The organism is Micromonospora sp. DT228 (assembly GCF_049841595.1).
GTDB lineage: Bacteria > Actinomycetota > Actinomycetes > Mycobacteriales > Micromonosporaceae > Micromonospora.
On the sequence record NZ_JBNCKO010000012.1, the window covers coordinates 45196 to 69317 of the forward strand.

Annotated in this window: 24 protein-coding genes and 1 pseudogene; 9 read left to right on the forward strand and 16 right to left on the reverse strand. The window is 70.1% G+C overall.

The genetic code is table 11. The annotated features are described in order from the left end of the window. The first annotated feature begins 1 nt into the window (after position 1). The 3 genes from pdxT (at position 2) to ACLQ29_RS23110 (ending at position 2425) form a co-directional block, all read left to right on the forward strand. Complete coding sequence (gene pdxT / locus ACLQ29_RS23100; RefSeq protein WP_425773572.1) at positions 2-607, forward strand: pyridoxal 5'-phosphate synthase glutaminase subunit PdxT; 606 nt, start codon at positions 2-4, stop codon at positions 605-607. A 333-nt stretch (positions 608-940) separates the two neighbouring features. Beyond that, the gene (locus ACLQ29_RS23105) at positions 941-1693 is read left to right on the forward strand and encodes a YebC/PmpR family DNA-binding transcriptional regulator (protein ID WP_425773573.1); all 753 of its coding nucleotides are present in this window, start codon (positions 941-943) and stop codon (positions 1691-1693) included. 84 nt (positions 1694-1777) lie between these two features. After that, entirely contained in the window at positions 1778-2425 is a 648-nt protein-coding gene (locus tag ACLQ29_RS23110) for a DUF402 domain-containing protein (protein ID WP_425773574.1), read from the forward strand. Positions 2426-2527: 102 nt separating this feature from the next. Here ACLQ29_RS23110 and ACLQ29_RS23115 read toward each other — a convergent pair whose 3' ends face one another. From ACLQ29_RS23115 to ACLQ29_RS23150, 8 genes are all read right to left on the reverse strand, one after another. After that, on the reverse strand, positions 2528-3589 hold the full coding sequence (locus tag ACLQ29_RS23115; RefSeq protein ID WP_425773575.1) for an ABC transporter permease: 1062 nt from the start codon (positions 3587-3589) through the stop codon (positions 2528-2530). Then, on the reverse strand, positions 3586-4479 hold the full coding sequence (locus ACLQ29_RS23120) for an ABC transporter ATP-binding protein (protein WP_425773576.1): 894 nt from the start codon (positions 4477-4479) through the stop codon (positions 3586-3588). The genes ACLQ29_RS23115 and ACLQ29_RS23120 overlap by 4 nt, the downstream gene beginning before the upstream one ends. 80 nt (positions 4480-4559) lie before the next feature. Continuing rightward, positions 4560-5279: a response regulator gene (locus tag ACLQ29_RS23125; protein WP_425773577.1), complete on the reverse strand. Its 720-nt coding sequence runs from the start codon at positions 5277-5279 to the stop codon at positions 4560-4562. Continuing rightward, positions 5276-6646, reverse strand: coding sequence for a sensor histidine kinase (locus ACLQ29_RS23130; protein WP_425773578.1), 1371 nt, complete (start codon positions 6644-6646; stop codon positions 5276-5278). Before ACLQ29_RS23130 ends, ACLQ29_RS23125 begins: the two co-directional genes overlap by 4 nt. Before the next feature lie 115 nt (positions 6647-6761). Next, positions 6762-7712, reverse strand: a complete 951-nt coding sequence (locus ACLQ29_RS23135) for a permease prefix domain 1-containing protein (RefSeq protein ID WP_425773579.1) — start codon at positions 7710-7712, stop codon at positions 6762-6764. Then, positions 7709-8050, reverse strand: a complete 342-nt coding sequence (locus ACLQ29_RS23140) for a PadR family transcriptional regulator (protein WP_425773580.1) — start codon at positions 8048-8050, stop codon at positions 7709-7711. Before ACLQ29_RS23140 ends, ACLQ29_RS23135 begins: the two co-directional genes overlap by 4 nt. Positions 8051-8177: 127 nt before the next feature. Then, complete coding sequence (locus ACLQ29_RS23145) at positions 8178-8723, reverse strand: hypothetical protein (RefSeq protein ID WP_425773581.1); 546 nt, start codon at positions 8721-8723, stop codon at positions 8178-8180. 109 nt (positions 8724-8832) lie between these two features. Continuing rightward, positions 8833-9453, reverse strand: coding sequence for an L-threonylcarbamoyladenylate synthase (locus ACLQ29_RS23150; protein ID WP_357245328.1), 621 nt, complete (start codon positions 9451-9453; stop codon positions 8833-8835). Between the two features lie 179 nt (positions 9454-9632). Here ACLQ29_RS23150 and dnaE point away from each other — a divergent pair, with 179 nt between their 5' ends. Beyond that, positions 9633-13163: a DNA polymerase III subunit alpha gene (gene dnaE / locus ACLQ29_RS23155; protein ID WP_425773582.1), complete on the forward strand. Its 3531-nt coding sequence runs from the start codon at positions 9633-9635 to the stop codon at positions 13161-13163. A 44-nt stretch (positions 13164-13207) separates the two neighbouring features. On the opposite strand, the gene abc-f is transcribed toward dnaE, so the two are convergent. Beyond that, on the reverse strand, positions 13208-14845 hold the full coding sequence (abc-f, locus tag ACLQ29_RS23160; protein WP_425773583.1) for a ribosomal protection-like ABC-F family protein: 1638 nt from the start codon (positions 14843-14845) through the stop codon (positions 13208-13210). Between the two features lie 276 nt (positions 14846-15121). Here abc-f and ACLQ29_RS23165 point away from each other — a divergent pair, with 276 nt between their 5' ends. Further along, the gene (locus tag ACLQ29_RS23165) at positions 15122-15514 is read left to right on the forward strand and encodes a type II toxin-antitoxin system RelE/ParE family toxin (RefSeq protein ID WP_425773584.1); all 393 of its coding nucleotides are present in this window, start codon (positions 15122-15124) and stop codon (positions 15512-15514) included. Continuing rightward, on the forward strand, positions 15514-15828 hold the full coding sequence (locus tag ACLQ29_RS23170) for a transcriptional regulator (protein ID WP_393367733.1): 315 nt from the start codon (positions 15514-15516) through the stop codon (positions 15826-15828). Before ACLQ29_RS23165 ends, ACLQ29_RS23170 begins: the two co-directional genes overlap by 1 nt. An 87-nt stretch (positions 15829-15915) precedes the next feature. Here ACLQ29_RS23170 and ACLQ29_RS23175 read toward each other — a convergent pair whose 3' ends face one another. The 3 genes from ACLQ29_RS23175 to ACLQ29_RS23185 form a co-directional block, all read right to left on the reverse strand. Next, on the reverse strand, positions 15916-16116 hold the full coding sequence (locus tag ACLQ29_RS23175; protein WP_425773585.1) for a hypothetical protein: 201 nt from the start codon (positions 16114-16116) through the stop codon (positions 15916-15918). Positions 16117-16214: 98 nt separating this feature from the next. Beyond that, positions 16215-16913 carry a response regulator gene (locus ACLQ29_RS23180; RefSeq protein WP_425773586.1) on the reverse strand — a complete coding sequence of 233 codons (699 nt, stop codon included), beginning with the start codon at positions 16911-16913 and terminating at the stop codon, positions 16215-16217. Continuing rightward, a complete protein-coding gene (locus ACLQ29_RS23185; protein ID WP_425773587.1) occupies positions 16910-18496 on the reverse strand; it encodes an ATP-binding protein in 1587 nt (528 codons plus the stop codon). The genes ACLQ29_RS23180 and ACLQ29_RS23185 overlap by 4 nt, the downstream gene beginning before the upstream one ends. Positions 18497-18595: 99 nt before the next feature. Here ACLQ29_RS23185 and ACLQ29_RS23190 point away from each other — a divergent pair, with 99 nt between their 5' ends. Further along, positions 18596-19975 carry a cation:dicarboxylate symporter family transporter gene (locus ACLQ29_RS23190; protein ID WP_425773588.1) on the forward strand — a complete coding sequence of 460 codons (1380 nt, stop codon included), beginning with the start codon at positions 18596-18598 and terminating at the stop codon, positions 19973-19975. Positions 19976-20093: 118 nt separating this feature from the next. Next, a pseudogene (locus tag ACLQ29_RS23195) lies at positions 20094-20303 on the forward strand (DUF6069 family protein); the annotation flags it as partial. On the opposite strand, the gene ACLQ29_RS23200 reads toward ACLQ29_RS23195, so the two are convergent. Further along, positions 20233-21228, reverse strand: a complete 996-nt coding sequence (locus ACLQ29_RS23200) for a helix-turn-helix domain-containing protein (RefSeq protein ID WP_425773589.1) — start codon at positions 21226-21228, stop codon at positions 20233-20235. The pseudogene ACLQ29_RS23195 and the gene ACLQ29_RS23200 overlap by 71 nt on opposite strands. 96 nt (positions 21229-21324) lie before the next feature. Further along, on the reverse strand, positions 21325-22467 hold the full coding sequence (locus tag ACLQ29_RS23205; protein ID WP_425773590.1) for a serine hydrolase domain-containing protein: 1143 nt from the start codon (positions 22465-22467) through the stop codon (positions 21325-21327). Between the two features lie 53 nt (positions 22468-22520). Here ACLQ29_RS23205 and ACLQ29_RS23210 point away from each other — a divergent pair, with 53 nt between their 5' ends. Then, a complete protein-coding gene (locus tag ACLQ29_RS23210) occupies positions 22521-23060 on the forward strand; it encodes a helix-turn-helix transcriptional regulator (protein ID WP_425773591.1) in 540 nt (179 codons plus the stop codon). A gap of 144 nt (positions 23061-23204) precedes the next feature. Here the strand turns inward: ACLQ29_RS23210 and ACLQ29_RS23215 are convergent, their stop codons facing one another. After that, a complete protein-coding gene (locus ACLQ29_RS23215; protein WP_425773592.1) occupies positions 23205-23627 on the reverse strand; it encodes a hypothetical protein in 423 nt (140 codons plus the stop codon). Between the two features lie 145 nt (positions 23628-23772). Next, a partial coding sequence (locus ACLQ29_RS23220; protein ID WP_425773593.1) for a tetratricopeptide repeat protein occupies positions 23773-24122 on the reverse strand: 350 nt, incomplete at its 5' end.

The following is a 24122-nucleotide window of genomic DNA, read 5'->3' on the forward strand; positions in this document are numbered from 1 at the left end:
CATGGGCGCGCCCACCATCGGAGTCCTCGCGCTGCAGGGGGACGTCCGCGAGCACGTGGCGGCACTGGCGGCGGCCGGCGCGGACGCCCGCCCGGTCCGTCGTCCGGCGGAGCTGGACGCGGTGGACGGCCTGGTCGTCCCCGGCGGCGAGTCCACCACCATCAGCAAGCTCGCCGACATCTTCGAGATGCGCGAGCCGATCGACAAGCGCATCGCCGACGGGATGCCGGTCTACGGCTCCTGCGCGGGCATGATCATGCTGGCGACCGAGGTGCTCGACGGCCGACCCGACCAGCGGGGCTTCGCCGGCATCGACATGACCGTCCGGCGCAACGCGTTCGGCCGGCAGGTCGACTCGTTCGAGGCGCCGGTGACGATCACCGGAGTCGAGGGCGAGCCGTTCCACGCGGTGTTCATCCGCGCGCCCTGGGTGGAACGGGTCGGCGCCGGAGTCGAGGTGATCGGGACGGTGACCGACGGCCCGGCCGCCGACCGGATCGTGGCGGTGCGGCAGGCCAACCTGTTGGCCACCTCGTTCCACCCCGAGTTGACAGGCGACCTGCGCGTGCACGCGTACTTCGTGGACCTGGTGCGGGCCACCTCCTGACCGGGGGACCCGTCGCTCAGTCGGCGGGCAACTCTGGTCCCGAGCGCTGCGTCCGGTCGATCCGGCAGGGGTGGCGGCCGGCGCCGCCGAGCTGGTGGGCTGATCTGACACTGTTTTCCGCGCGTATGCCCGTTTCGGGCGGGCGTGGGGAGGTCGCCGCGCGCGGTGCATGACAGCGACCCGGGGGACGTCGGTAGGATTGCGGGGATTCGGCAGGGCCATCTGCCCGCCACGGCTTCCACCAGAGCTGACCGGCACCTCCGCGTGCGCCGGCGGGAGCGGGGCGCGAGCGGTGCGGTCGATGCAGCCGGCGGGTAGCAACGGAGGTAGAAGATGTCCGGCCACTCAAAGTGGGCGACGACCAAGCACAAGAAGGCCGTCATCGACGCCAAGCGCGGCAAGATGTTCGCCAAGCTGATCAAGAACGTCGAGGTGGCCGCGCGGATCGGCGGCGGCGACCCCACCGGCAACCCGACGCTCTTCGACGCGATCCAGAAGGCGAAGAAGAGCTCGGTGCCGAACGACAACATCGACCGCGCCGTCAAGCGTGGCTCCGGCCTGGAGGCCGGCGGCGCCGACTGGCAGACGATCATGTATGAGGGGTACGGCCCGAACGGCGTGGCCATGCTCATCGAGTGCCTCACCGACAACCGCAACCGGGCGGCCACCGAGGTGCGCACCGCGCTGACCCGCAACGGCGGCTCGCTGGCCGACGCCGGCTCGGTGTCGTACATGTTCTCCCGCAAGGGCGTGGTGATCGTGCCCAAGGAGGGCACCAGCGAGGACGACGTGATGCTGGCCGTCCTCGACGCCGGCGCCGAGGAGGTCAACGACCTCGGTGAGGCGTACGAGGTGGTCTCCGAGCCGACCGACCTGGTCCCGGTGCGCACCGCGCTGCAGGACGCCGGCATCGAGTACGAGTCGGCCGAGTCGTCTCTCGTCCCCAGCATGAACATCCCGCTGGACGAGGAGGGGGCCCGCAAGATCTTCAAGCTGATCGACGTCCTCGAAGACTGCGACGACGTGCAGAACGTCTACGCCAACTTCGACGTCAGCGACGACGTGATGGCGGCGGTCGACGCCTGAGAGCGGTTGACTCGGAATCACGCAGGTCGGGGTGTCCCTCGCGCGGGGACACCCCGACCTGCGCACCGTCGAGGTGACCAGGCGGTGCCGGCGAACGTGGAGGTGGGGGAGTTGGTGGCACAGCGTTTCGCGCCCGGTGACGTGGTCGTCCGGCGTGAGATCCTGCGCGGCGAGGTGTGGTTCGGCTGCCCGACGATCTGCGTCGAGGACTCGCCCGACCTGCTCGCCCTCTATCTGCCGCCGGGGGCCGAGTTCGGGTTCCCGACCTCCGGGGCCTTTCCGTGCGGGCGGCACCCGTGGGAGACCGCCGGGCACCGTTCGTGGTCGGGGCACGGCAAGCTGATGCTGCAACGCCCCGGCGAGGCGCACTCGGTCGACGTGTTCTGGACCGGCCCCGGGCGTGACTTCGCCGCCTGGTACTTCAACCTCCAGGACCCGTTCCGGCGTACGCCGATCGGGGTGGACACTCTCGACCACGAGCTGGACCTGTGGTGGGGCGCGGACGCCGACGCCTACGTCTGGAAGGACGTGGAGATCTTCGCCGAGCGCCTCGTCGAGGGGCGCTACCCGGGCATGGGGGATGCCATCCAGGCCGAGGGTGACCGGATCGCGGCGCTGCTCGACGCGGGGGAGCGCTGGTGGGACCCGGCGTGGGCGACGTGGCAGCCCGACCCGTCCTGGTCGGCGCCCCCACTGCCGGCCCGCTGGGACCAGGTGCCGCCCACCCGCTGACCTGCTCTCCCGGCCCGCCGGGACCAGGTGCCGCCCACCCGCTGAGCCCGGAACGGGCGTCGGCGTCCGACCAGGACACCGACGCCCGCCGGGGGCGACGGCTCAGCCGATGGTCTCCCGCTCCCGCCACGCGGTCCGCAGGGAGGTCCGGCCGTTGGTGCGCAGCAGCGACCCCTCGTACACCCGGGCGCCGGCGAGCAGGAACGCGCCGGCGGCGAGCAGCAGGATGACGAGCGAGACGACCGGCTCCCACCCGGCGGCGTCACCCGTGAACAGCCGCAGCGGCATGGCCGTGGGCGACGAGAACGGCAGGTAGGACAGCACCCGCATCGCGGTGTCGTTGTCGTTCAGGAAGATCACCGCGAAGAACGGCAGCATCACGGCGAACTGCACGGGCGTCGACACCGCGGCGATGTCCTCCTGCCGGTTGGCCAGCGCGCCGGCCGCTGCCCACATCGCCGCGAGCAGCACGAAACCGACAAGGAAGAACGGCACGAACCAGCCGATCGCCGGGGCGAGCAGGGTGAGCAGACCGCCACTGTCGCCCATCTGGAGCCCGATCACCGCCACCACCGCGATCAACGCGATCTGCGCGAACGCCAGGATGGCGCCGGCCACCACCTTCCCGGCCAGCAACGCGCGTACCGGCACGGCGGCGACCAGGATCTCCACGATCCGGGTCTGCTTCTCCTCGATGACGCTCTGCGCGATCTGCACCCCGAACGTCTGCGAGGTGATGAAGAAGACGAACGCGAAGACGAACGGCACCAGGAACGCCACCACCGGGTCCACCGCGTCCGGGTCGAGCAGCCGTACGGTCGGCTGGCTGCTCAGGGCCTTCACCACGTCGTCGGGGGCTTCCTCCATGGCCAGCACTGCCGGTCCGGCGACCACCGCGGCGTCCACGTCGTCGTCGCGGACGGCTTGCTCGGCGGCCCGGTCGTCGGCGACCACCCGGACCTCCAGGCCGGCGGCGCGCAGGGGACCGGCCGCGCTCTCGGTCACCGCCACCGTGGACGGCCCGCCGGAGAGCAGCGGCGGCAGGATGGTGCCCGCCGCCGCGATCAGCAGGAAGAAGAGTGTGCCGAACAGGAAGGTGCGGTCGCGCAGCTTGACGCGGATCTCCCGTTCGGCGACCAGCCGGGTGGCCTGGGTGATGTTCACTGGGTGACCTCTCGGAAGATCTCGGTGAGCGAGGGGCTGACCGGGCCGAAGGCGCGCACCGGACCGCGCGCGAGGGCCGCCTGCAGCACGGGCTGTTCGTCGGCGCCGGCCGGCAGGTCGAAGACCACGCGCGGGCCGTCCAGCTCGACCACTGTCACCCCGGGTTGGTCGCGTACCCAACCGGCGTCGTTCGCCACCACCAACTCGTAGCGGGGCACGGTGTACGAGTCGCGTAGCTGCTGGCGGCCGCCGGCGGCCCGGATCACCCCGTCCGCGATGATCACCAGGTCGTCGCAGAGGCGTTCCACGACGTCGAGCTGGTGGCTGGAGAAGAGCACCGGCGCGCCGGCCGAGGCCCGCTCCCGCAGCACGGTGACGACGGTGTCGACAGCGAGGGGGTCGAGGCCGGAGAACGGCTCGTCGAGCACCAGCACCTCGGGGTCGTGCACGAGCGCGGCCGCGATCTGCGCGCGTTGCTGGTTGCCCAGCGACAGCGTCTCCAGCAGGTCGTCGCCGCGTTCACCGAGGCCGACCCGGTCCAGCAGCGCGTCGGTGGCCCGCCGGGCGGCGGGTGCGTCCAGGCCGTGCAGCCGGCCCAGGTACGTCACCTGCTCCCGGGTGGTCATCTTCGGGTAGAGGCCCCGCTCCTCCGGCATGTAGCCGAAGCGTCGCCGGTCGTGGCGGGTCAGCGGGGCGCCGTCCCAGCTCACCTCACCGGCGTCGGGGGCGAGCACACCCAGGATGATTCGCATGGCGGTGGTCTTGCCGGCGCCGTTGGCGCCCACGAAGCCGGTCATCCGGCCGGCGGCCACCTCGAAGGACACATTTCTGAGCACCTGCCGGTCGCCGAAGCTGCGGTCGATGCCGTCGAGGCGAAGCGTTCTGGTCACGGTCCCACGCTAGATCGAATACCCCGCCCCGCCGTCCGCCCGATGGGTGAGCGGGCGGTCCGCCGTGCGACGGATGGCGGTCACCCCCCGGGCCGGACCACCCCGTTCTCGTACGCGAACACCACCGCCTGCACCCGGTCGCGCAGGCCGAGTTTGGCCAGCACCCGACTGACGTGGGTCTTGACTGTCGCCTCGCCCAGGTGGATGGCCGCGGCGATCTCCGCGTTGCTCGACCCGGCGGCGAGCAGCACCAGCACCTCCCGTTCCCGTGGAGTCAGCTCGGCCAGCGCGGCGTCCGCCTCCGGCCCCCGGTGGGCGGTGCCCGCCGGGTCTCCGGGACGGGCGAACGTGGAGATCACCCGGCGGGTGATCTCCGGGGCGAGCAGGCCGTCGCCCCTGGCCAGCACCCGGATCGCCTCGATCAGCTCCTCCGGTGTGCCGTTCTTCAACAGGAAACCGCTGGCTCCGGCCCGCAGCGCGGCGAACAGGTAGTCGTCGCGGTCGAAGGTCGTGAGGATCAGCACCGCGGGCCCACCGGGCCCGTCGGCGGTGAGCTGCCGGGTGGCCTCCAGTCCGTCCATCCCGGGCATCTCCACGTCCATCAGTACGACGTCGGGGCGGGTGGCCCGGGTCATGGTGACGGCCCGTTCGCCGTCGGCGGCCTCGCCGACCACCTCGATGTCGTCCTCCACCTCCAGGATGACCCGGAAGCCGGTGCGGACGAGATGTTGGTCGTCGGCGAGCAACACCCGGATCCTCTGACCCGGACCCGACGTCTCGTGGGTTGGCGCGGCGCTCATGCGGGGAGCTTCGCGTCGACGGCCGACTGGCATTCGTGGTGCGGTTCCCGCTGGTCGTGCGGTTCTCGCTGGTGGGGCGGTTCCCGCCGCGCGCCGACCGGCGGGTCGGCCGTCGTCAGCGGGAAGCGGGCGCGTACCCGCCATCCGCCGCCGGCCCGCGGCCCGGCCTCCAGGTCGCCGTCGTGTGCGGCGACCCGTTCGCGCATCCCGATCAGGCCCAGCCCGACGGCGTCGACCCGGCCGCCGGCTCGTCCGTTGTCGCTCACGTCCACCTCCACCTCCCGGGCCAGGTAGCGGACCCGCACGTCCAGCAGGTCCGCACCGGCGTGCTTGAGGGTGTTCGTCACCGCCTCCTGCGTCACCCGGTACACCGCCTGGGAGACCGATTCGGGCAGCGCGACCGGATCGCCGTACACCCCGAGGGTTGCCGTCAGGCCCGCGGCCCGAGCCCGTTCGACAAGCTCGCCGATCCGGTCGACGCCGCCGCCGGCCGGCGGTCCGGCGTCGACAGTGCCGGTGGTCCGCAGCACGCCCAGCATCCGGCGTAGCTCGTCGACGGCGGTGCGGGCGCTCTGCTCGATGGCGGTGAGCGCGGTGCGGGCCTTGCCGGGGTCGCGGTCGAACACCCGGCGGCAGGCGGACGCCTGCACTCCCATCACCGACACGTGGTGGGCGACCACGTCGTGCAACTCCCGGGCGATCCGGACCCGTTCGCCGAGCACCGCCCGTTCCCGGGACTCGGTCTGCGACCGACGCAGGTCCTCGGCCTGGGTACGCAGCTCGTGTTCGCGGCACGCGGCCACCCAGGCGGTCGCACCGAAGAACCACGCGAAGCCGAAGACCAGCACGTTGAGCAGGGCGCCGGTGACCATCGCGGCAAGCACGGGTGGCACCGGCCCGACCGCCTCGTCGAAGGTCCCGGGTGGAATGTGGTCGATCATCGTCGCGTAGTGGATCCCCAGCCAGGCGAACATCGTGGCGATCACGCCGATCCGCGCCCGGCGGGCCCGTCGACGGTCCTGCCCCCAGGCGCCGACGGTGTAGAGGGCGCAGAACAACGCCCAGGCCGAGCACTGGGTCTCCGGAGCCGATCGTGCCTGCGCGGCGATGAACGCCGCCGAGACGATCAGCAGAACCGCCACCGGCCAGCGCCGCCGCCAGATCAGCGGCAGCGTCACCGCGACGGCCCAGAACAGCTGCTCCGCCCCGGACGGCGGCGGGCCCAGCAGGAACGCCCCGGTGCTGCGGGCCAGGGTGAGGCTGACCAGCGCCAGCACGGTCATCCCCAGGCCGATCCAGAGGTCGTTGCGGCGCTGCTGGGCGGTCGGAGCCGGACGGCGCCATTCGTCTCGCGGTGCCACGGTCATCCGGGAACGATGCCACGCCGCCCGTGGCGGCCGGCGAGTGGGCGTGGCGGGCGGTCCGGCCGACGGGCGGTGGCCCGGCGCGGAGTACGCGCCGGGCCACCTGCTCTGGTGTCGTTCACGCGGTCGGTTGCTGGCGGGTCTTCCGGGCTGTGTCGACCAGGTCCCAGACCACGATCGCGGCCGCGCCTACCGCGATGGCCAGGCCGAGGGAGTCCCGGTTGTCGGCCTCCGCCAACCAGCTCAGGCGCGGACCCAGGGCCGGGTTGAGCAGCCGGTCGGTGAGCGCCAGCCACACCAGCGGCACCGTGAACGCCAGGTCGAGCAGCGCCTTGGTGCCGAACAGGGCCCAGGTCCAGCGCCCGATCCGGTACTTGACGACCTCGAAGATCACGCTGGCGACCAGCACGACGATAAGCGCCGGCAGCCAGAACGACCACAGACCCGGGTCGAGGATCGGAATGTTGTCGCCGTCGGTGTCGTGCACCCAGGACTGGTAGTGCTGGAAGGGCAGGTAGCCGATGGTCAGCACCAGCATGATCACGGAGGCGATGGTGTCGGCGAGGGGGATGCCCCTGCGCACGGGGGTGTCGGGCAGTTGGTCGACCGTCCACTCCGGCAGGTCCACGGTCGTGTGGGAACGCTCGATGAGGGCGAAGACCAGGGTGAGCCAGAAGCAGATGTGCACTGTCACGTGCAGGGCGACGACGATGCCCGTCCCGATGGCCCCGAAGCCCTTGCCCTCCGTGGCCGTGACGATGGCGACCACTGTGCCGGCGAGCGCCGGGATGAAGCTGAGCAGCAGCTTCAGCAGGCGCAGCCAGACCAGGTAGTAGGTCGGGCCGATGAGCTGCAGCCGCCGGTCGGCGTACCGGGCGGCCAGCAGGTCGGGGTTGCCCAGCTCGGTGAGCACCTCCCGCTCGGCGGTGGCGGGGTCCGCGCCACCGTCGGTGCGGCCCTCGATCATGTCGTCGATGGAGGCCCGCAGCTCGGTGGCGATCTCGTCGCGACGCTGGGCGGGCACCGAGCGCAGGGTGGCGGCGAGGTAGCGGTTGGTCAGGGTGTTCATCGGTCCACTCCTTGGATCAGCCCGGTGATGGAGGCCTGCACGGCGGCGAGGTCGTCGAGCAGGCGGCTCAGCATCGACTCGCCCTCGTCGCTGGTCCGGTAGAACTTGCGCGGTCGGCTCTCCGCGGTGTTCCACTCGCTGGTCAGCAGCCCCTGGTCCTCCAGGCGGCGCAGCAGCGGGTAGAGCGTGTTGGCGTCCACCGGAAAGCCGTGGTCGGTGAGCCGTTGCAGCAGTGCGTAGCCGTAGTCCGGTCGACGCAGCGCGACCAGGCTGGCCACCACGACGGTGCCTCGACGCAACTCCTGTAGGTGCGTCCGTAGAACGTCCTCGCTAACCATGTGTCACACCATACTGTGTGCCACACAGTGTTGTCTACCAAGACATCATCGTGTCGCTCGCAGACCGGTGCGCCGGGCAGCACGCGGGGCGCCCGGCACGAACCGGACGCCCCGACATTGACGCTGCTCAGCAGGCCGGGCCCTGCCGGAAGTTCCGCTCGACGAAGCTGGCCGGACCAACCTGGAAGTAGCCCACGCCCGGCCGGATCGGGTGCCCGGTGAACAACTCCACCCGCGATCCCACCCGCACGAGGTACGCCTCGGCGTCCCCCGCGTCGTTGCGGATCAACGAACCCCGCCGGCCGTAGATCTCCTCCAACTCGGCGAAGGACATGCCGACCGCCGCCCCGGCGGGGGACCGCGGCGGCGCGGTGGCCGTACCCACCTCCACCAGCCGGCCGTCGCGGAAGGCCAGCACGAGCACGCCGGCCCAGGAACCCGTCGCCCCGGCGTGCACGACCCCGCCGCAACTCGGCGCGGTCCAGTCGATGTGCCCGTTCGCGGTGAGCGCCGCCAGGCTGGCGCCGATCCGGTACGCCCCGGCCCCGGCGACGCCGAGCACCCCCGGGTGGCTGTGGTCGCCGTCCGGACCCGACGAGGGGGCGCGCGACGCCGGACCGTGCGCGGCGCCGCCGGCCAGGGGCGCTGCCGCCGCCGGGCCGGCGACGGTCACTCCGACGAGCGTGCCGAACGCCAATGCTCGCCGGTGCCGATCCCCGAGCGTACGACCGGTGACGCCGGCGCGGCCCCGTTCGGTCCGGCACCCGACGCCGTCCCCTGCCCTACTCGAAGCGGGACACGTCGCCGGCGCCCCGGCGCAGGATCTCCGGCTCCGGGCCGGACAGGTCGATCACCGTCGTCGGCTCCTTGCCGCAGTCGCCGGCGTCGAGCACCGCGTCGAGCTGGTGGTCGAGCCGTTCCTTGATCTCCCACCCCTGGGTCATCGGCTCGTCGTCGCCGGGCAGGACCAGGGTGCTCGACACCAGCGGCTCGGCCAGCTCGGCCAGCAGCGCCTGGGTGACGGTGTGCCGGGGTACGCGCACCCCGACGGTGCGCTTCTTCGGGTGCAACATCCGGCGCGGCACCTCCTTGGTGGCCGGCAGGATGAAGGTGTAGCTGCCCGGGGTGGACGCCTTGACCAGGCGGAAGACCGAGTTGCTGATCTGGACGAACTGGCCGAGCTGCGCGAAGTCCCGGCAGACGAGCGTGAAGTGGTGCCGGTCGTCGAGGTGGCGGATCTGGCGGATCCGGTCCAGCCCGTCCGCGTTGCCCAGCTGGACGCCGAGCGCGTAGCAGGAGTCCGTCGGGTAGGCGACCAGCCCACCGCCGCGGATCAGGTCGGCGACCTGGCCGATGATCCGGGGCTGCGGGTTCTCCGGGTGCACGTCGTAGTACCTCGCCATGCTGATGAGCCTAGGCCCATTTTCCGTCCCGCGGAGACGCGGGCTCGGTGGACTGCCCGGCGGACGAGACGAGGGCCACGGCCGTCGGCGCGGACGGTGGAGCCGTCGAGATCACCTCGGTAGGGTAGGTCCCGGTCGGCTCCGACCATCAAGATCCACACCGCCGGGGGGCGCCAGGCATGGCCGATTCGTTCGCGCATCTGCACGTGCACACCGAATACTCGATGCTCGACGGAGCGGCCCGCCTCAAGGACCTGTTCGCCGAGGCCAACCGGCTCGGCATGCCGGCGGTGGCGATCACCGACCACGGCAACATGCACGGCGCGAACGACTTCTACAACCAGGCGATGGCTGCCGGGATCACGCCGATCCTGGGCGTCGAGGCGTACGTGGCGCCGGAGTCGCGCTACCACAAGGCGCGGGTCAAGTGGGGGCGGCCGGAGCAGAAGAGCGACGACGTCTCGGGTAACGGCGCGATCACCCACAAGACCATGTGGGCGAAGAACGCGCGCGGCCTGAAGAACCTGTTCACCCTCAACTCGCGGGCGTCCATGGAGGGGCACTACGTCAAGTGGCCCCGGATGGACATGGAGCTGATCGCCCAGCACGCCGAGGGGATCATGGCCACCACCGGCTGCCCGTCCGGCGCGGTGCAGACCCGGCTGCGGCTGGGCCAGTTCGACGAGGCGCTCAAGGTCGCGGCGAGCTACCAGGACATCTTCGGCAAGGACAACTACTTCCTGGAGATCATGGATCACGGCCTCTCGATCGAGAGCCGGGTCCGCGAGGGGCTCACCGAGATCGCCCGCAAGCTGGACATCCCGCCGGTGGTCACCAACGACTCGCACTACACCCACGAGGCGCAGGCCACCGCCCACGACGTGCTGCTGTGCGTGCAGACCGGCAGCAACATCGACGACCCCAACCGGTTCCGGTTCGAGGGTGGCGGCTACTTCGTCAAGAGCGCCGACCAGATGCGCGCGGTGGACTCGTCGGAACTGTGGCAGGAGGGCTGCCGCAACACCCTGCTGGTGGCCGAGAAGGTCGACCCGAAGGGCATGTTCGAGTTCCACAACCTGATGCCGCGTTTCCCGGTGCCCGACGGGGAGACCGAGGAGTCCTGGTTCCGCAAGGAGACGTTCGCCGGCCTGGCCCGCCGCTACCCGAACGGCATCCCGGAGGGGCACGTCGTCCAGGCCGAGTACGAGCTGGGCGTCATCAACCAGATGGGCTTCCCGTCGTACTTCCTCGTGGTCGCCGACTTCATCCAGTGGGCCAAGAGCCAGGGCATCTCGGTCGGTCCGGGTCGTGGTTCGGCCGCCGGCTCCCTCGTCGCGTACGCGCTGGGCATCACCGACCTGGACCCGATCCAGCACGGCCTGATCTTCGAGCGGTTCCTCAACCCCGAGCGCGTCTCGATGCCGGATGTCGACATCGACTTCGACGAGCGTCGGCGCGGTGAGGTGATCAAGTACGTCACCGACAAGTGGGGTGAGGACAAGGTCGCCCAGATCGCGACCTTCGGCACGATCAAGGCGAAGGCCGCGATCAAGGACTCGGCCCGGGTGCTCGGTTTCCCGTACGCGGTCGGCGACCGGATCACCAAGGCGATGCCGCCGGCCGTGATGGGCAAGGACATCCCGCTCACCGGCATCTTCGACACCAAGCACCCCCGCTACGCCGAGGCCGGCGAGATCCGCGGCCTGTACGACTCGGACCCGGACGTCCGCAAGGTGATCGACACCGCCAAGGGCATCGAGGGGCTGATCCGGCAGACAGGTGTGCACGCCGCGGGCGTCATCATGTCCGCCGAGCCGATCATCGAGCACATCCCGTTGACGCGCCGCGACGCCGACGGGGCGATCATCACGCAGTTCGACTACCCGACCTGCGAGTCGCTCGGGCTGCTGAAGATGGACTTCCTCGGCCTGCGCAACCTGACGATCATCGACGACGCCGTCAAGAACATCGAGCTCAACCACGGGCTCAAGCTCGACCTGCTGGGCCTGCCGCTGGACGACCCGGCCGCGTACGACCTGCTGGCCCGTGGTGACACCCTCGGCGTGTTCCAGCTCGACGGTGGGCCGATGCGTTCGCTGCTGCGCTTGATGAAGCCGGACAACTTCGAGGACATCTCCGCCGTCCTGGCGCTGTACCGGCCCGGCCCGATGGGCGTCGACTCGCACACCAACTACGCGCTGCGCAAGAACGGCCTCCAGGAGATCACCCCGATCCACCCGGAGCTGGAGGAGCCGCTGCGGGAGATCCTGGCGCCGACCCACGGTCTGATCGTCTACCAGGAGCAGGTGCAGCGCGCCGCGCAGATCCTCGCCGGCTACACCCTCGGTCAGGCGGACCTGCTGCGCCGCGCCATGGGTAAGAAGAAGAAGGAGATCCTCGACAAGGAGTTCATCCCGTTCCGGGACGGCTGCCGCGAGCGCGGCTACTCCGACGAGGCGATCCAGGCGGTGTGGGACGTCCTGGTGCCCTTCGCCGGCTACGCCTTCAACAAGGCGCACTCCGCCGCGTACGGGCTGGTCTCCTACTGGACCGCGTACCTGAAGGCGCACTACCCGGCCGAGTACATGGCGGGGCTGCTCACGTCCGTCGGCGACGACAAGGACAAGATGGCGCTCTACCTGTCCGAGTGCCGCCGGATGCGCATCCAGGTGCTGCCACCGGACGTGAACACCTCGGCCGGGCCGTTCACCCCGGTCGGCAGCGACATCCGCTTCGGCCTGGCCGCGGTGCGCAACGTCGGCGCGAACGTGGTCGCCTCGATCATGCGGTGCCGGGAGGAGAAGGGCGACTACGCCGACTTCTACGACTTCCTGTCCAAGGTCGACGCGGTGGTCTGCAACAAGAAGACAATCGAATCGCTGATCAAGGCCGGCGCGTTCGACTCCCTCGAACACCCACGCAAGGGTCTGCTCGCGGTGCACGCGGACGCCATCGACGCGTACGCCGACGTGAAGCGCAAGGAGGCGGTCGGCCAGTACGACCTCTTCGGCGCCGGCTTCGGCGACGCCGACACGGGCAGCACCACGGTGATGCCGACCATCGGCGACAGCGAGTGGGACAAGCGCGACAAGCTGGCGTTCGAGCGCGAGATGCTCGGCCTGTACGTCTCCGACCACCCGCTGTTCGGCCTGGAACACATCCTCGGCGCGGCAGCCGACACCACAATCGCCTCCCTCGCCGAGGACGGCGCGGTGCCCGACGGGGCGGTCGTCACCCTCGCCGGCATCCTGTCCGGGGTGCAGCGCCGGGTCACCAAGCAGGGCCGCGCCTGGGCCTCGGCCACCCTGGAAGACCTGGCCGGTGGGGTGGAGACGCTGTTCTTCCCCAACACCTACGAGGTGATCGGGCAGTACATCGCCGAGGACGCCATCGTGGTGGTCAAGGGCCGGGTCGACCGCCGCGACGACACCCCACGGATCATGGCGATGGACATGTCCATGCCGGATGTCAGCACCAGCGCCACGAACAAGCCGGTCACCCTCACCATCCCGGTGCACCGGTGCACACCACCGCTCGTGGAGAAGCTCAAGGAAACCCTGGTGCTGCACCCCGGCGACACCGAGGTGCACGTCAAGCTCCAGAACGGTGGGCGCACCACCACCCTGCGGCTAGGCCCGTTCCGGGTGGCGGCGACGACTGCGCTGATGGGTGACCTGAAGAGCGTCCTCGGCCCGGCAAACGTGAGCTGACCGCGCCACGGCCCGGCCGGCGGAAGCCGGCCGGGCCGTGGGGCTCAGCCCCGGTCGGGGGCGCTGATCTCCCGCAGGTGGCCGTCGGCCAGCCGCAACCAGCGCTGCACGCCGATCTCGGCGAGGAACCGTTCGTCGTGGCTGACCACGACAAACGCCCCCTGGTACGCGGACAGCGCGCTCTCCAGTTGGGCGACGCTGACCAGGTCCAGGTTGTTCGTCGGCTCGTCGAGCAGCAGCAGTTGCGGCGCCGGCTCGGCGCAGAGCACACAGGCGAGGGTCGCGCGTAGCCGCTCGCCGCCGGAGAGCACCCCGACGGGCAGGTGCACCCGGGTGCCCCGGAACAGGAATCGGGCGAGCAGGTTCATCCGTTGCGCGTCCGGCATTCTCGGCGCGTACGCGGCGAAGTTCTCCGCCACCGTCCGGTCCAGGTCGAGCAGGTCCAGCCGCTGCGACAGGTACGCGATCCGCCCGTCTGCCCGTTTGATGTCGCCGTCGGATGGTGCGAGGTCGCCGTTGACGAGGCGCAGCAGGGTCGACTTGCCGACGCCGTTGCCCCCGGTGAGCGCGATCCGCTCCGGTCCCCGGATGACCAGGTCGGCGCCGTCGCCGCCGAACAGTTCCCGGTCGTCGAAGCGGGCCCGCAGCCCGTGGCCGGAGAAGACCGTGCGCCCGCCCGGGACCGTGGTGTCCGGCAGGTCGACGGTGATCCGGTCCTCGTCGCGGACCGCCCGCCCGGCCTCGTCGAGGCGGGCCTTGGCCTGACCGAATCGGGCGGAGTGTGTCTCGTGAGACTTTCCGGCGGACTCCTGCGCGTTGCGCTTCATGGTGCCGGCGAAGATTTTCGGCAGCCCGGCGTTCTTGAGGTTCCTGGAGGCGTTGCTGGCCCGCCGGTCGGCCCGCTCCCGGGCCTGCTGCATCTCGCGTTTCTCCCGCTTGACCTCCTGCTCGGCGTTGCGCAGGTTGCTCTCGGCCACCTCCCGCGCCGCCTGCACCGCGTCCGTGTACGCGGTGAAGTTGCCCCCGTACCAGCGGATCTCGCCCTGGTCCAGCTCGGCGATGCGGTCCATCCGGTCCAGCAGCTCCCGGTCGTGGCTGACCAGCAGCAGGCACCCCGACCAGTCGGTGAGCACGTCGTAGAGCTTGTGCCGCGCCTCCACGTCCAGGTTGTTCGTCGGTTCGTCGAGCAGCAGCACGTCCGGACGGCGCAGCAGTTGCGCCGCCAGGCCGAGGGAGACCACCTGGCCGCCGCTGAGGGTGTGTAACCGTCGGTCGAGCGACAGCTCGCCCAGGCCGAGCCGGTCCAACTCGGAGCGGGTGCGCTCCTCGATGTCCCAGTCGTCGCCGATGGTGGCGAAGTGCGCCTCGGCGGCGTCGCCGGCCTCGATGGCGTGCAGCGCCGCGATCCGCTCGGCAACGCCGAGCACCTGCGCCACGGTCAGGTCGCCGACCAGCGGCAGGGTCTGCGGGAGGTAGCCGAGCAGGCCGTCGACGGTGACGCTGCCGCCGCTGGGCGGCAGCTCCCCGGCGATCAGCCGCAGCAGGGTGCTCTTGCCGGCGCCGTTGGGCGCGACCAGGCCGGTGCGCCCGCCGGGGACGGTGAAGGACAGCTCCGAGAAGACCGGGGTGTCGTCCGGCCAGGAGAAGGACAGGTTCGAGCAGACGATGAACGCATCAGACATGCGAGTGACCTCAAAGGGTGGGGTGGGCGCGCCTAAGCCGCCCGACGACACGGGGACCTGTGGAACGACGGCATGGCCACAGCGGCTGCGCCTGCGCGCGCCGAACCGGTGGCCGAACATGTCCGGTCTCACCCGGAGATGTCGTCGTCACCCGCCATGTCTGGTCTCCCTGGTCGTACCGCTAACCCAACTCCGCACAGTCTAACAACGGATCTTCCGTCCGCCACCGGAAAGAGGCGCACCCGCTCCGTGTATAGCCCAGGCTATAGTTGTCCCATGTCTCATGAGCCGCCGCGTCGCTGGGCGATCAGGGCGACAACCGATGTCCGCGACTGGTTGCGATCTTTGCGGCAGACCGACCCGGCGACGTACCGGTCGGTCAACGTGGCGATCGACATGCTTGCGGAGACCGGTCCGGGCCTGGGGCGTCCACTGGTTGACACCCTCAGGGGTTCAACCATCAGCAATCTCAAGGAACTCCGGCCGAGGTCCGGAAGGGACGTTGCCGTACGGGTCCTGTTCGTCTTCGATCCCTGGCCCCAGGCCGTGCTGCTGGTGGCCGGTAACAAGGCGGGAGATTGGATTCGATGGTACGAGAAAGCGATCCCGGTCGCTGAGATCGCGTACGAGGGTTGGCTGGCCTTCGAGAGGAAACGGAGGGAGGGCTGATGAGCGACTTCCATGACTGGGACGACATTCGGGCTGAGCTGCACGATGGAGACGATGAAGCACTCGATGCGGAGCGGGCCCGCACCGAGGCGTGGGTCAGCGCGTTCCACCTTGCCGAAGAGCGGAAGCGGCTGGGCCTGACCCAGCGGCAGGTGGCCGAGCTGATGGGTGTCACACCCGGTCGCGTCAGTCAGATCGAGAACGGCGACCTGGAGGCCAACGAGGTCGCGACGCTGAGCCGATACGCACGGGCGCTCGGGGCCCGCATGCGGATCATCTTCGACTACGGCGATGATCTTCGCCAAATCGCTTGATCCGGCGATAATCAGGTGCGTCCAGACGCTCAGGTAGCCGCCCTTGGAGGATTGCTGACGCGACGTCCGTGTCCAGAACGACAAGGCTCATGCGGCGCCGGCCCGCCGAGAGGTGTAGAGATCGGCGAGGAACTCGTCCAGTTCCTCGTCCGACCCGAACAGGTCCGGGCGGGCCAGGTCATCCACGGAGGCGACCGGCCGGATGCCCTGACGACGGGCCAACTCCTCGGCCGGTACGTGCTCGGCCGTCGGCCACTCGGGCATCCGTTCTGCATTGCTCGACGTCACGGCTCACCTCCTGCGTATCGGGTTGTCCTCGATTCTTCCACTTCCGACTTCAGTAGGCGGCACCTCGCGGCCGGCGTCGCGGCAGAGCTGTTCCCCGCTCACCGGGGCCGGTATTCGACCTCGGGGCGGCCGGGGGTGCCGTAGCGAGGGCTGCGGACCGCCCGGTCGACGGTGACCAGGTATTCCAGGTAGCGGCGGGCGGTCACCCGGGAGATGCCGGTCGCCGCGCTCACCTCGGTCGCGGACAGTCCCACCTGCGGGCCGGTCCCGTCGGTGAGCGCCGCGCGTACCCGATTGAGGGTCTGCGCGTCGAGGCCCTTGGGCAGGCTGTGGCCGGCGGTGCCGCGCAGGGTGGCGAACATCCGGTCCACCTCGTGCTGGGCGGCGACCTCCCCGTCGGCGAGCGCCTGGGCGCGATAGTCGGCGTAGCGTTCCAGCTTGTCGCGGAACGCGGCGAACGTGAACGGTTTGAGCAGGTAGTGGGTCACCCCGAGGGACACCGCCGTCCGCACCACGGCCAGGTCCCGGGCGCTGGTCACCGCGAGCACGTCGACGCTGCTGCCGGCCGCGCGCAGGGCCCGGCAGACGTCCAGGCCGTGCAGGTCGGGCAACCGAAAATCCAGGAGTACGAGGTCCACGTCGCCGCCGCCGCCGCCCGCGCGCAGCGCCGCCATCGCCGCCCGCGCGGTGTGCGCCACCCCGACCACCACGAAACCAGGAACCCGTTCGGTGTACGCGGAGTGCGCCTCGGCCAACAGCGGCTCGTCCTCGACGACAAGCACCCGGATGTCGGTCATCGCGGGGCACCACCGACCGGCAGGTAGATCGTGAACAGGCTGCCGCCGTCGTCCGCGCGGGCCACCTCGTAGCGGCCACCGTGGCGGCGGACCACCTGCCCGATCAGCGCCAGACCGAGCCCTCGTCCGGTGCTCTTCGTGGACCAGCCGCGCCGGAACGCGTCCGCCACCCGGTCCGCGGCCAGCCCGGGGCCGCTGTCGGCCACCCGTACCAGCAGCTCGTCGTCGACGGCGCCGACGAAGACCCGTACCGTGCGCGGCGGTGGCGTGCCGGCGACCGCCTCCAGGGCGTTGTCGATCAGGTTGCCGACGACGGTGAGCAGGTCGTTGGTCGGCAGAGGGCTGTCGTCGAGGCGGCAGTCCGGCTCGATGACCAGGTCCACCCCGCGCTCGGCGGCCTGCGCGGACTTGCCCAGCAGCAGTGCCGCCATCGCCGGCTCGGTCACCGCGCCGACGACCCGGTCGGTCAATTGCTGGGCGAGGGCCAGGTCCCGGGTGCCGAGTCGTACGGCCTCTTCGGCGCGGCCCAGTTCCACAAGCGTCAGCACGGTGTGCAGCCGGTTGGCCGACTCGTGGGTCTGCGCCTGCAACGCCTCGGTCAGCGCGCGGACCGAGTCCAGCTCGCTGGCCAGGGTGCGCAGCTCGGTCTGGTCGCGCAGGGTCAACACGGTGCCGAGCACCGCGCCTTCGAAGCGGGTGGTCCGCTGGTTGGCGACAAGCACCCGGTCACCGGCGAGGACGGGCTCGTCGAGGGCGTCGCGCCCGGAGCCGAGCAGGTCGGCCACCGCGGGCGGCAGGTCGATCCCGGCGACCGGCTGGTCGATCACCGGCGCGTCCACGTCGAGCCCCACCAACCGGCGACCCTCGTCGTTGATCAACGCGACCCGCCGGTCGGTGGTCAGCACGACGAGACCCTCGCGTACGGAGTGCAGAACCGCGTCGTAGTACTCGTACATCCGGGTCATCTGCGCCGGGCCCAGGCCGTGGGTCTGGCGGCGCAGTCGGCGGCTGAGCAGCCAGGAGCCGGTCGCGGCGAGCGCGAGAGCCGGCGCGGCGACGCCCAGCAGCACGGGAAGCTGGCGCAGCAGCTTACGGTTGATGGCGCGGGTGGTGATGCCCACCGAGACCAGGCCGACGATGCGCCGCTGCTCGTCGTACACCGGGACCACCGCGCGCACCGACTCGCCGAGCGTCCCGACGTTCGTGGTGGTGAACGGTTGGCCCGCCAGGGCGGGCCCGATGTCGCCGACGAACGGCTCGCCGATCAGCCTTCGGGTGGGGTGCGAGAAACGGGTGCGGTCGGGGGCCATCACCACCACGAAGTCGGTGTCCGTCGCCTTCCGGGTCGATTCGGCGTACGGCTGGAGGACGCTCGCCGGGTCGGCGGTCGTGAGGGCCGCGCGGACGTCGGGGGAGTTGGCCACGGTCTGCGCCACCGCGAGCACCTCCTCCTGCGCGGCCTGGTGGGAGTCGACGCGGGCCAGCCAGACGGCGCCCGCCGCGCCGGCCAGCACGAGCAGCGTCACCACCATCGCCTGGAGGGCGAAGAGTTGCCCCGCGATGCTCCACTGCCGTCGGGCCACCGTCACCACCTCCTCGTCGCGCCGCCGCCGTCTCGGGTTCGCGGTGAACAGAATGACCGCAAGGCTGTCAACGGGTGAGACACGGTTCACATTGTCGACATGGACACCACCGCATCCGCCACCACACCGGCACCGGCGGTCCGCCGGGACCGTACCCGTTACCTGTATCTCGCCGTCATCGTGGCCGTGCTCGCCGGCATCGTGGTTGGCCTGGTCGCCCCCGATTTCGGCAAGGAACTCAAGCCGATCGGCACCGGCTTCGTCAACCTGATCAAGATGATGATCAGCCCGGTCATCTTCTGCACGATCGTGCTCGGCGTCGGCTCCGTCCGGCAGGCCGCGAAGGTCGGCAAGGTCGGCGGCCTCGCGCTGGGCTACTTCCTCACCATGTCGACGGTCGCGCTCGCCATCGGCCTGGTCGTCGGCAACCTCATCCACCCCGGCTCCGGCCTCAACCTGGGCGCTGACCTCGCGGGCGCGGGCAAGGCCGCCGCCGGCGACGAGGCCGCCGGTACGACGGAGTTCCTGCTCGGGATCATCCCGACCACGATGCTCTCCGCGCTCACCGAGGGGGAGGTGCTCCAGACGCTGCTGGTGGCCCTGCTCGTCGGTTTCGCAGTGCAGGCGATGGGCCGGCGCGGTGAACCGGTGCTCGGCGCGATCGCCGTCATCCAGCGAGTCGTCTTCAAGGTCCTCGCCATGATCATGTGGTTGGCGCCGGTCGGCGCGTTCGGTGCCATGGCCGCAGTGGTCGGCGCGACAGGCGTGGACGCCCTCAAGAGCCTCGCCCAGATCATGCTGGGCTTCTACGCGACCTGCCTGATCTTCGTGCTGGTGTTCCTGGGCGCGCTGCTCTGGTTCGTGGCCCGCATCTCGATCTTCTCGCTGCTGCGCTACCTCGGCCGGGAGTTCCTGCTGATCCTGTCGACCTCCTCGTCGGAGTCGGCGCTGCCCCGGCTCATCGCCAAGATGGAACACTTCGGCGTGAGCAAGCCGGTCGTCGGCATCACGGTGCCGACCGGATACTCGTTCAACCTGGACGGCACGGCGATCTACCTGACCATGGCGTCGCTGTTCATCGCCGACGCGCTGGGCAACCCGCTCTCCATCGGCGAACAGATCTCGCTGCTGCTGTTCATGATCATCGCGTCGAAAGGCGCGGCGGGCGTGACCGGCGCCGGCATCGCGACCCTGGCCGGCGGGCTCCAGTCGCACCGGCCCGACCTGGTGGACGGGGTCGGCCTGATCGTCGGCATCGACAGGTTCATGTCGGAGGCCCGGGCGCTCACCAACTTCGCGGGCAACGCGGTGGCGACCGTGCTGGTGGGCACCTGGACCGGCGAGTTCGACCGGGACCGGGCGATCGGGGTGTTGCGCGGCGACGACCCGTTCGACGAGGCCACGATGCTGGACGAACACGACGACGAGTCGACGGCACGTCCCGACGAGGCAACCACGCCGGCCGGCGTCCCCGCCTGACCGTCCGGTGCCTTGATCGACACGGGATCGGCAGTATCGGGGTATCCGAGCGCGTAGGACACCCCGATATCGCTGACCTCGTGTCGATCACCACCGCGAGGCGCCTCGTCGGTGGAGCGCTCGCCCCGCCAAGCGATTCGTGTGCACGGCGTTGTCACTGACCGCGATCTCGTTGGTCCCGCCCGTCAGCTCCGGGGTGAGTGCCGCGACCATCGCCGCCCTCCTCGGGCTGCACCCGGTGCTTGCGGCGGGTCTCGTCAGCGACGCCGATCAGGTGCCGAGGGGGCGTTGCGGAAAGCTCGGGGAGACATGCCGAAGGCCGCGGTGAACACCCTGCTGAAGTGGGCCTGGGAGGGAAAGCCCCAGCGGGCGGCGACGGTGTGGATGGGCCGCCCGCGTTGCAGGGGATCGCGCAGGTCGCGCGCGCACCGGTCCAGGCGTCTCGTCCGGATGATCTCGGCGACGGTCTGCTCCTCGGCCTCGAACGCCCGGTGCAGGCTGCGGAGCGAGACGTGGTGCGCGGCCGCCGCGGTGCTGGGGGAGAGGTCCGGGTCGCCGAGGTGCTCGTCGATGAACGCCTTGACGCGCACGCGCAGGCTGTGCCCGCGTACCTCAGTCGGTAGGGCTTCGGTGAGGTCCAGGCGCTGGGCCAGCGTCGCGGAGATGAGGTCCCGGGCGATGGTGCCCAGGAGTGGAACGTCGCTCTCCTGGTACTGCTCCGGGTGGGTCAACACCTGCTGGACGAAGTTGCTGAGCAGCGCGCCCATTCCCTCGGCGGCGGAGATGTTTGTGGCGAGGAGCTGCGCGATCTTGTTGGGATGCAGCGGTACGAGACCGTGCGGTACGAGGATCGTCAGGGTGGTCAACAGATCCTCGTGCCGCGACCGCCCCTGATGCGACGACTGATGCGGTCGCGACGTGTCGACGACGGCGAACCGCCCCGGCGTGAAGAGGTTCGTCCGCCGCTCCTGTTCCACCCCGCCGTGCCCGGACAAGGGCAGCGCGAACTCGTACATCTCCGGGTCGCTGCGGCGGATGAACGTGCTGGTCCGCTGCATGTCCAGGGACGGGTACCGCCACGACGACAGGACGATCTCACCGAGACTGATGACCTCGGCCCGGGCCTGGAAGTTTGCGGCGTGGGCACTGTGGATCCGCATCGGGACCGACTCGCGCGCCACCAGGTCGTGCCAGTAGCCGAATCGCTCACTCGCGGGCACCGAGGTCGTGTCCGCCGAGCCTACGGTGAGCACTTGCTGCCTCGATTTCTGTCGGTGTCGGCGATGCGGGGGCGGCAGCGCCGCCGACCGAGATGAGAAGATCACCTTAGCTCCGGCGTCGTCTTCGCCTCATGTTCGTAGGACGCCCAGACACCGGGCCATCACCCGGAAGGGAATGGCCTGACCCCCGGTCTGGTCGACGGTGCCCACCAGGTGCAGGTCGAGCTGGGGACAGTGGAAGAGCCACGTCCCGGTGACTCCGGAATGGCCGACGAGCGTGACCGGGCGACGCCCCGAAGACATGAGCCGACCGACAGTGAAGAACATGGTGCCCAGCCCGTACCTGAGGATGGGGATGTTGCGCAGCCGGTTGCGCCGCTCGGTGAGCATCTCCCGTGAGCGGGCGTCACGGAAGAGTGCGCCAGCAAGAAGCGCTCGCTGAAAGGTGAGGAGATCGGCGGTGGTGCTGAACAGGTCGTTGCAGGATTCGATCATCGAGGGCACCTCGACGCGGCGCTGCTTCGCGTAGAGCGGCGAGGGCGGCGCGGACGCCGCGTCTGGCGGGGGATCCCCGGGGAGCCAGGTGTGCGTCAGGCCGAGCGGGCCGAGGATCCGTTCGGTCAGCAGGTCGGCGAACGACCGACCGGTCACCGTCTCCATGATGCGGATCAGCAGCTGGAAGCCGGTGTCGGAGTAGCGGGCCTTCTGCCGTACGGCGGTGAGGTCCTGCGGCGCGAAGTGCGGGCGCTGCTGCTCGCGTGTGGTCCGCACGGTGTCCGCGAAGGTCCAGGCCAGATCCTGCCCGGTGACCAGGCGCTCATTCAGGCTGGGGCCTTCCCGCCGCTTCTCGAAGTGGTCGGGCAGGCCGGACGTGTGACTCGCGAGGTGGCGCACCGTGATCGCCGACGTCCGGTCGATTCCACGTAGGACATGCAGGCCGGTGGTCGTCTCCGCCGGCAGGTAGCTGTCGATCGGCACGGACAGGTCGAGTTCACCGCGCTCGTGCGCCTGCAGAACCAGCGCGACGATGAACCGCTTGGTGACGCTGGCGATGAAGAACGGGGTGTCGGGACGCACCGGTTGATCGTGGGCGCCGACCGGACCGCGGGCAGCCGACCAGCGCAGCTTCCCGTCGCCGCTGGCGACGGCGAGGTTGGCGTGGTGTACGACGCGTTGCGCGACGAGATTCTCCAGCAAGCCCCTCAGCCGCGCGTCGACACCGGCGGGAACGTGATTGTCGTGAGCAGTGATCGTGGTCAGTGGCGATCTCACCACCACATGTCTACTAGACATGTCTATGAGACACAACGGTTTAGACTCGGCCGATGGCCCACGTGATCCTTGGTCTGCTCCTGATCACCCCGCAGAGCTTCTACGACCTCATCAAGGGATTCGAGGCTGGCGTCGCCCTCTTCTACAGCGCCAGTTCCGGCAGCATCAAACGGGCGCTTGACACCCTGCTCACCCGAGGGCTCATCGAGGTGGCCAGCACCGAAGCCGGCGGGCGGGGACGGAAGGTGTACCGCGTCACCGACGCTGGTCGGCAGGAGTTCCACGCGTGGATGACAGGAGAGCTGAACGGGGGCGATCTGGAAACCGCGGCGCTGTCCCGGCTCTACTTCCTCGGTCTGCTGGAGCCGGACGAGCGCGTGCCGGCGCTGCGCCGGGTCACGGGGCGCATCGAGAACGACCTCGCCAGGCTCTCGGCCCTCGCCGCGCACCTCAGAGACCTGGAGGTCCCCGAGGAGCACCGCGACCTCGCCACCCACCAGCACGCGATGCTCGACTACGGCATCGCCGCACACCGCTTCACGCTCGACTGGTTCCGCGATCACCTCAACCGACACGAGCGCCCGACCCACTGACACCGGGTCCACTCTGTCCCAACGCGATGGGAAGACGTTCGGGCTGACCGTGTCCCGACCATGACCAGGAGTTCCAGCACAAGCAGGGCCACCTGCGGAACGAGCATCCGACGGTCCGCACCCCCGTGTGACGGGCTACCCGCGTCAGCTCGTTGCCGCCAGGGCCGCCGTACAGAACTCGGCTGGTGGCAGGTATTCGTGGGCGGCGACGTAGTGGAGCAGGAGCTGAGGTGCGGCGTACACGACGCCGTTGCCCTGGATCTGGAACTCGGCGCTCCCGCGGGCGATCACGCCCCGCCGAATGGCTTCTCTGGTGTCCCCGCCGATGTCCCGGACGCAGATCTCGCAGAAGTGGTACCCGCGGGTCTGGCGGACCCGCGTCTTGGCCAGGTCGGTCAGGGCTGGCATCAACCCGTCCGGGGGAGCGCCGGTCGGGAACGGATGCGCGGCGTCCAGCCAGCCGACGTTGAGCAGCGGCAGATCCGGCCACGGCTCGTCGGCTAACCCCGGCTCGTCCTCATGCCGCTCGAAGTATGTGTACGGCGTCAGGTCGGCGAAGTAGGTCATGGGCCCTACCTACCCATCCTCGGTCGCTGTGACTCGGCGCGGTCGTGGCATGACGACGCGCCGGATGGACGTCTGAGCCGTCAGGTGGCGTAGGTCGATGTCTGCTCAGATGTCGAGGAGCGACTCGTCGGACCAGACGTCCTCGTCAGCGCTTTTTGCGTTTAACGCCTGATGGGCCCGCTCGGCCGCCCATGCGACGTTTGATCTCGTTGAGCAGTTCCTGTGTTTGCTCTGTCCGACGATCGCCCCGCCCGAACAGGCGCCTCTCAACGTCGAGCTTCGCCGTGATCTGGGTTCGTGCTGCCAGCACTGCACCTCGACCCAGCAGGATGTGCGCCAGATTGTCGCGAGTCCTGAGGGTGTCGGGGTGGTTGGGGCCGAGGACGCGTAGTTGGTCGGTGAGTAGTTCCTCGAAGGCGGTGATGGCGGTGTGGTGGTCGCCGGTTTCGCCTTTCCAGGTGGCGAGGTTGCTGCGGGTGTTGAGTGTGGCGGGGT